Source organism: Guggenheimella bovis, from assembly GCF_054492335.1.
Map to the genome: position 1 here is coordinate 1 of NZ_JBQWTF010000002.1, position 7,129 is coordinate 7,129.

Genomic DNA, 7,129 nt, shown 5'->3' on the forward strand with positions numbered 1-7,129 from the left:
CGGCTACGATCGATCAGACGAAAGATCTCGCATCGTTCTTAGTAGACGGAAAGCTCCCGAACACGGCAACCCTATCGTATAACCCAGACCCAACGAAGGACATCAAAGACAAGGCAACGGTCACTCCTCCAGGAGAAGACCCAACACCGAAGAAAGATGTCAATGGCGAAGCAAGCTTGAAGTTAGGAAGTCTCGAACAGCTCTACACGTACCATGTCAATGCGACAGTACCTGCAGACATCACGAAGTTTACAAAGTATGTACTCGTCGATGACCTCGAAGACATCCTCACAGTCAATAAGGTAGTAGTGAAGGTAAACGGCGTAGCCGATGCCACACTCCAAAGCCTCGTCAAAGAAACCGCAACCAGCGTTGTCACATTAGACATTCCGAAGGAAACACTCGAAAGCTATAAAGGCAAGAACATCGAGCTCTCTATCGAAGCAAGAATCAAAGAAGGTGTCACAGCCTCTGAGCTTCAAGCTTATGTCGATCCAGTAGACAACCCAGACGGAAGTATTCCAAACATCGCAACACTCACTGTAGGTGACAACCCAGACGACACCTTCAAGACGAATGATGTTCCAGTCACACCTCCACCAGGAGATCGACCAGACATCAATAAGACTGTCAATGGAGGAAGTGAGTACAACCTCACAGAACTCAAGGAAGAACACACCTACCTCGTAACAAGTAACATCCCAACGAACACGACGGGATACCAAAAGATCGTGATCGAAGATATTCTCGAACCGATCTTAGAAGCAACGAGCGTGAAAGTCCTAGTCGATGGAGTAGAAGTCACAGACCCAAGCATCTACGGAACGTTAGAAAACACAGCGATCCGTTACACGATCACGAAGGGCTTCGATACCTTAGCAGGTAAGAAGGTAGAACTCGAGATCAAGGCGAAGGTCAGTGATACAGCAACAGCCGAACAGTTGAAGCCATACTTGAACCAGGGATACATCCCGAACAAGGCAAGCTTAAGCTTCAATGATGGACCTAATACGGATGCAGAAGTTAAGGTTCTACCGCCACCGGAAAAACCATCCGTGGATAAGACGGTCAACGGAAGTGATGAAATCACAATCCAAGGCCTTGAAGAGAACCTAACGTACACAATGGACATCACAGTCCCAGAGACCACGAGAGATATTACAAAGATCGTCTTAACCGATACGTTCCTACCGATCTTTAAACTCGGAACGATTGATACGATGGGTGTCATCGTGAAGAGAGCAGGAGCGGAGGATACGGCACTTACACAAGAAGCAACATCGAAGCTCCAAGTTTCCGGACAAACCGTAAGCCTAACGATCATCGGTGCAGCAGAAGCAAGTAAGTATGCAGGTACAGTGATTAAAGTGACTGTTCCAGCAACCATCGATAAGACGAAGACCTTAGCAGATTACCTCGTAGCAGGAGCACTACCGAATACGGTAAAACTCTCCTACTCGAATGACTCGACAACAGACATCGAAGACACGGCAAAGGTTACTCCTCCAGGAGGAGACCCGACACCGAAGAAGGATGTCAATGGCGAAGCAAGCTTGAAGTTAGGAAGTCTCGAACAGCTCTACACGTACCATGTCAATGCGACAGTACCTGCAGACATCACGAAGTTTACAAAGTATGTACTCGTCGATGACCTCGAAGACATCCTCACAGTCAATAAGGTAGTAGTGAAGGTAAACGGCGTAGCCGATGCCACACTCCAAAGCCTCGTCAAAGAAACCGCAACCAGCGTTGTCACATTAGACATTCCGAAGGAAACACTCGAAAGCTATAAAGGCAAGAACATCGAGCTCTCTATCGAAGCAAGAATCAAAGAAGGTGTCACAGCCTCTGAGCTTCAAGCTTATGTCGATCCAGTAGACAACCCAGACGGAAGTATTCCAAACATCGCAACACTCACTGTAGGTGACAACCCAGACGACACCTTCAAGACGAATGATGTTCCAGTCACACCTCCACCAGGAGATCGACCAGACATCAATAAGACTGTCAATGGAGGAAGTGAGTACAACCTCACAGAACTCAAGGAAGAACACACCTACCTCGTAACAAGTAACATCCCAACGAACACGACGGGATACCAAAAGATCGTGATCGAAGATATTCTCGAACCGATCTTAGAAGCAACGAGCGTGAAAGTCCTTGTCGATGGAGTAGAAGTCACAGACCCAAGCATCTACGGAACGTTAGAAAACACAGCGATCCGTTACACGATCACGAAGGGCTTCGATACCTTAGCAGGTAAGAAGGTCGAACTCGAGATCAAGGCGAAGGTCAGTGATACAGCAACAGCCGAACAGTTGAAGCCATACTTGAACCAGGGATACATCCCGAACAAGGCAAGCTTAAGCTTCAATGATGGACCTAATACGGATGCAGAAGTTAAGGTTCTACCGCCACCGGAAAAACCATCCGTGGATAAGAAGGTCAACGGAAGTGATGAAATCACAATCCAAGGCCTTGAAGAGAACCTAACGTACACCATGGACATCACAGTCCCAGAGACCACGAGAGATATTACAAAGATCGTCTTAACCGATACGTTCCTACCGATCTTTAAACTCGGAACGATTGATACGATGGGTGTCATCGTGAAGAGAGCAGGAGCGGAGGATACGGCACTTACACAAGAAGCAACATCGAAGCTCCAAGTTTCCGGACAAACCGTAAGCCTAACGATCATCGGTGCAGCAGAAGCAAGTAAGTATGCAGGTACAGTGATTAAAGTGACTGTTCCAGCAACCATCGATAAGACGAAGACCTTAGCAGATTACCTCGTAGCAGGAGCACTACCGAATACGGTAAAACTCTCCTACTCGAATGACTCGACAACAGACATCGATGATACGGCAACGGTCATTCCTCCAGGAGGAGACCCAACACCGAAGAAGGATGTCAATGGCGAAGCAAGCTTGAAGTTAGGAAGTCTCGAACAACTCTACACGTACCATGTCAATGCGACAGTACCTGCAGACATCACGAAGTTTACAAAGTATGTACTCGTCGATGACCTCGAAGACATCCTCACAGTCAATAAGGTAGTAGTGAAGGTAAACGGCGTAGCCGATGCCACACTCCAAAGCCTCGTCAAAGAAACCGCAACCAGCGTTGTCACATTAGACATTCCGAAGGAAACACTCGAAAGCTATAAAGGCAAGAACATCGAGCTCTCTATCGAAGCAAGAATCAAAGAAGGTGTCACAGCCTCTGAGCTTCAAGCTTATGTCGATCCAGTAGACAACCCAGACGGAAGTATTCCAAACATCGCAACACTCACTGTAGGTGACAACCCAGACGACACCTTCAAGACGAATGATGTTCCAGTCACACCTCCACCAGGAGATCGACCAGACATCAATAAGACCGTCAATGGAGGAAGTGAGTACAACCTCACAGAACTCAAGGAAGAACACACCTACCTCGTAACAAGTAACATCCCAACGAACACGACGGGATACCAAAAGATCGTGATCGAAGATATTCTCGAACCGATCTTAGAAGCAACGAGCGTGAAAGTCCTAGTCGATGGAGTAGAAGTCACAGACCCAAGCATCTACGGAACGTTAGAAAACACAGCGATCCGTTACACGATCACGAAGGGCTTCGATACCTTAGCAGGTAAGAAGGTCGAACTCGAGATCAAGGCGAAGGTCAGTGATACAGCAACAGCCGAACAGTTGAAGCCATACTTGAACCAGGGATACATCCCGAACAAGGCAAGCTTAAGCTTCAATGATGGACCTAATACGGATGCAGAAGTTAAGGTTCTACCGCCACCGGAAAAACCATCCGTGGATAAGAAGGTCAACGGAAGTGATGAAATCACAATCCAAGGCCTTGAAGAGAACCTAACGTACACCATGGACATCACAGTCCCAGAGACCACGAGAGATATTACAAAGATCGTCTTAACCGATACGTTCCTACCGATCTTTAAACTCGGAACGATTGATACGATGGGTGTCAGCGTGAAGAGAGCAGGAGCGGAGGATACGGCACTTACACAAGAAGCAACATCGAAGCTCCAAGTTTCCGGACAAACCGTAAGCCTAACGATCATCGGTGCAGCAGAAGCAAGTAAGTATGCAGGTACAGTGATTAAAGTGACTGTTCCAGCAACCATCGATAAGACGAAGACCTTAGCAGATTACCTCGTAGCAGGAGCACTACCGAACACGGTAAAACTCTCCTACTCGAATGACTCGACAACAGACATCGAAGATACGGCAAAGGTTACTCCTCCAGGAGGAGATCCAACACCGAAGAAGGATGTCAATGGAAAAGATAGTCTAAAACTCACTGCTATCGATCAAATCTTCACTTACCATGTGAAGACGTTGGTACCAGCAGATACGACGAACTTCAAGATGTATATCTTGACAGATAACCTCGAAGACATCTTGACCATTACAAATGTCTCAGTCTCAGTAAACAACCAACAAAATCAGAACCTGACGGATCTCGTTCAAGTAACAGATGATGGCACAGTAGTTAAGAACATTGCAACACTCAATATTCCAGTCGAATCCTTAGTTAACTACAACGGAAAGACAATCGAACTTGCTATCGAAGCTAGAATCAAGGACGGCGTAACTGCTCAAGAACTTGAATCATACAAGAACGGAACGTATCCTGATGGATCGATCCCGAACACGGCAAACCTCAAAGTAGGTGATGGTCCAGACCAATCCTACGACTCGAACACTGTACCTGTAACTCCTCCGGATGGAAATAAACCTTCCATTACGAAGGAAGTTGCTAAGGCTGATGGCGTTAAGTCAGACTCCATTAAGCTTGATGCAAAAGACGAAAAGTACACCTACTACGTAAACGTACAAGTTCCAAGTAATGTTTCTGGCTACACCAACCTAACCATTACTGACCAGCTCGAAAGCGTCCTAGAGACAGATACGAGTCGTGTCACAGTGACAGTAGATGGAACAAAGGATGATACCTTAACGAACCAGGTAACGGTAGAAAACAACCTTGTTACACTCGCTATCACAGAGAACTTTACGGCTTATGCTGGTAAGAAGATTACTGTTGAGATCAACGCAAACATCAAGAAGGATGCAGATCTCTCCAAGTACGTCACAGGCACTGTTCCAAACCAAGCAACACTTAACTTTAACGGCGAATCTTCAAGCTCTAACAAAGTCTATGTCTCACCTGTCGTAACGACAGTCACTGTAGATAAGACTTGGGTTGGTGGACCTACACCAAGACCAGATGTAGAACTACAGCTCTTACGTGACGACGTACCGGTTGAATTTACAGATGGACAATCGAACCCAGTTACCTTGACAGATGGAAACACACGTCACATGTGGACGAACCTACCGAAGACAGATGCGAATGGAAATGAGTACATTTACACTGTTAAGGAATTGAATGTCCCACAAGACTACAAGGCAACGTATGATGCTTCTTGTATCTCACCTGACTGCTGTAACGTCATCCGCGTCACGAACACTTATACGAAGACAGAAGTAGTCGTCAATAAGTCATGGGTTAACCTCCCAGAAGGTGATGCGGCTGGAAACCATACAGCAACCTTTGAACTCTATGCAAATGGAGTAGCAACAGGTAAGACACTAACTATCACTGGTGACGGTTCAGACAAATTCACTGGCCTCGAACTACTCGATGCTAATGGAAAAGAAATCGTTTACACAGTGAAGGAAACACCAGTCACTGGCTTTGGCGTCATCGCTGGTGGTAATGCGAAAGATGGATTTGCCTTTGCAAACTATCCGCTCGATCGCTTCGGCGTTGTCCTACAGAAACTCGACAAAAACTCAAGAGAAGTCTTAGCGGGTGCGAAATTCGCACTGTACGGACCAAAGGGTGGCCTCGCAGTACAACCTCAATCGACAGAGCCAACAGTTGATACAGCAGCACAAATCGATACCTTGAAGGCAGAAATTACTAAGACGCAAACAGCTCTCGATGAAGTGAATGCTCAAATTCAATCGACGACAACGACGATTGATCAAGCAAAACTCATGATTCAAGACTTAGAGGCTCAGATTCAAGCACAAGGATCTACAAGTACAGAACCTGTTTCAGGTGAACCTACGAATGATCCAGCAGCTGATCTGAAGACTCAAAAAGCTGGCATCGAGGCACAAGTCGTAACACTTGAAGCTTCTTTAGTAACACTCAATGAACAAAAAGCAACTCTCGAGGCAACGCTCGCTCCACTCAATGCAAAACTCGTTGAACTCGTTGGTAACCAACCAGTGACAACAACTGAGCCAACCGCAACGAACACGGATTATGTGCTCCTCGGAACCTTTACTACGGACGCTAACGGATTGATCTCCATTGGTAACCTCCTGAAGGGAAGCTACTACTTCGAAGAAGTTCAAGCACCAGACGGATATCAAAAGGTAACAACACGTTATGACTTCAATGTTCCGGATGTAACAGTTTCAAGTAAGCCAGTTACGATTACAGCAACGAACGAAAAAATCGTAAAAGACCTTGAAGTCGTTAAGTACTGGTCGGATGGAACAGCAACGCATGACGGTATCGTCGTAACACTTCTTGCTAACGGCGCGAAGGTCGACGAAGTAACGCTAAGCGATGCTAACAGCTGGAAGCACGTATTTAAGAACTTGCCTACAAAGAATGCAAACGGAAACATTACGTACACAGTTAGCGAAGCAGTTCCTGCAGGCTACACTGTAACGTATGAACCAAGCTCAACAGGCTTCTCGATCATTAACACCAAGGATCCTGTTACACCGCCACCAGTTGAATCACAATACACTGACTTTACGGGAACGAAGAGTTGGGTAGGTGACAGCGAACAAGATCGTCCGGCAAGCATTGTCGTAAGACTTGTAAATGCTGAAACAGGAGCAGTTGTAGAAGAGCAAACAGTAACGAAGGCAAATGGCTGGACGTACACCTTCAAACATATCCTCACCAAGGGTACAGATGGTAAGACGTATAGCTATCGCATGGAAGAAGTTGTTCCAGCAGGCTACACAGCTAGCTACTCTGGCTACAACATCACGAACACGAAGAACACAACTCCAAAGAATCCAGAGTACACGACGATTTCAGGTTCCAAGTCCTGGATCGGAGATACTCAAGGAGAACG

At 46.4% G+C, this 7,129-nt stretch carries 1 protein-coding gene; it reads left to right on the forward strand.

Going from position 1 to position 7,129, the window contains the following annotated elements; translation table 11 throughout:
- On the forward strand, positions 1 to 7,129 hold a 7,129-nt coding region (locus ACUB3H_RS06405), incomplete at both ends, for an isopeptide-forming domain-containing fimbrial protein (RefSeq protein ID WP_459130042.1).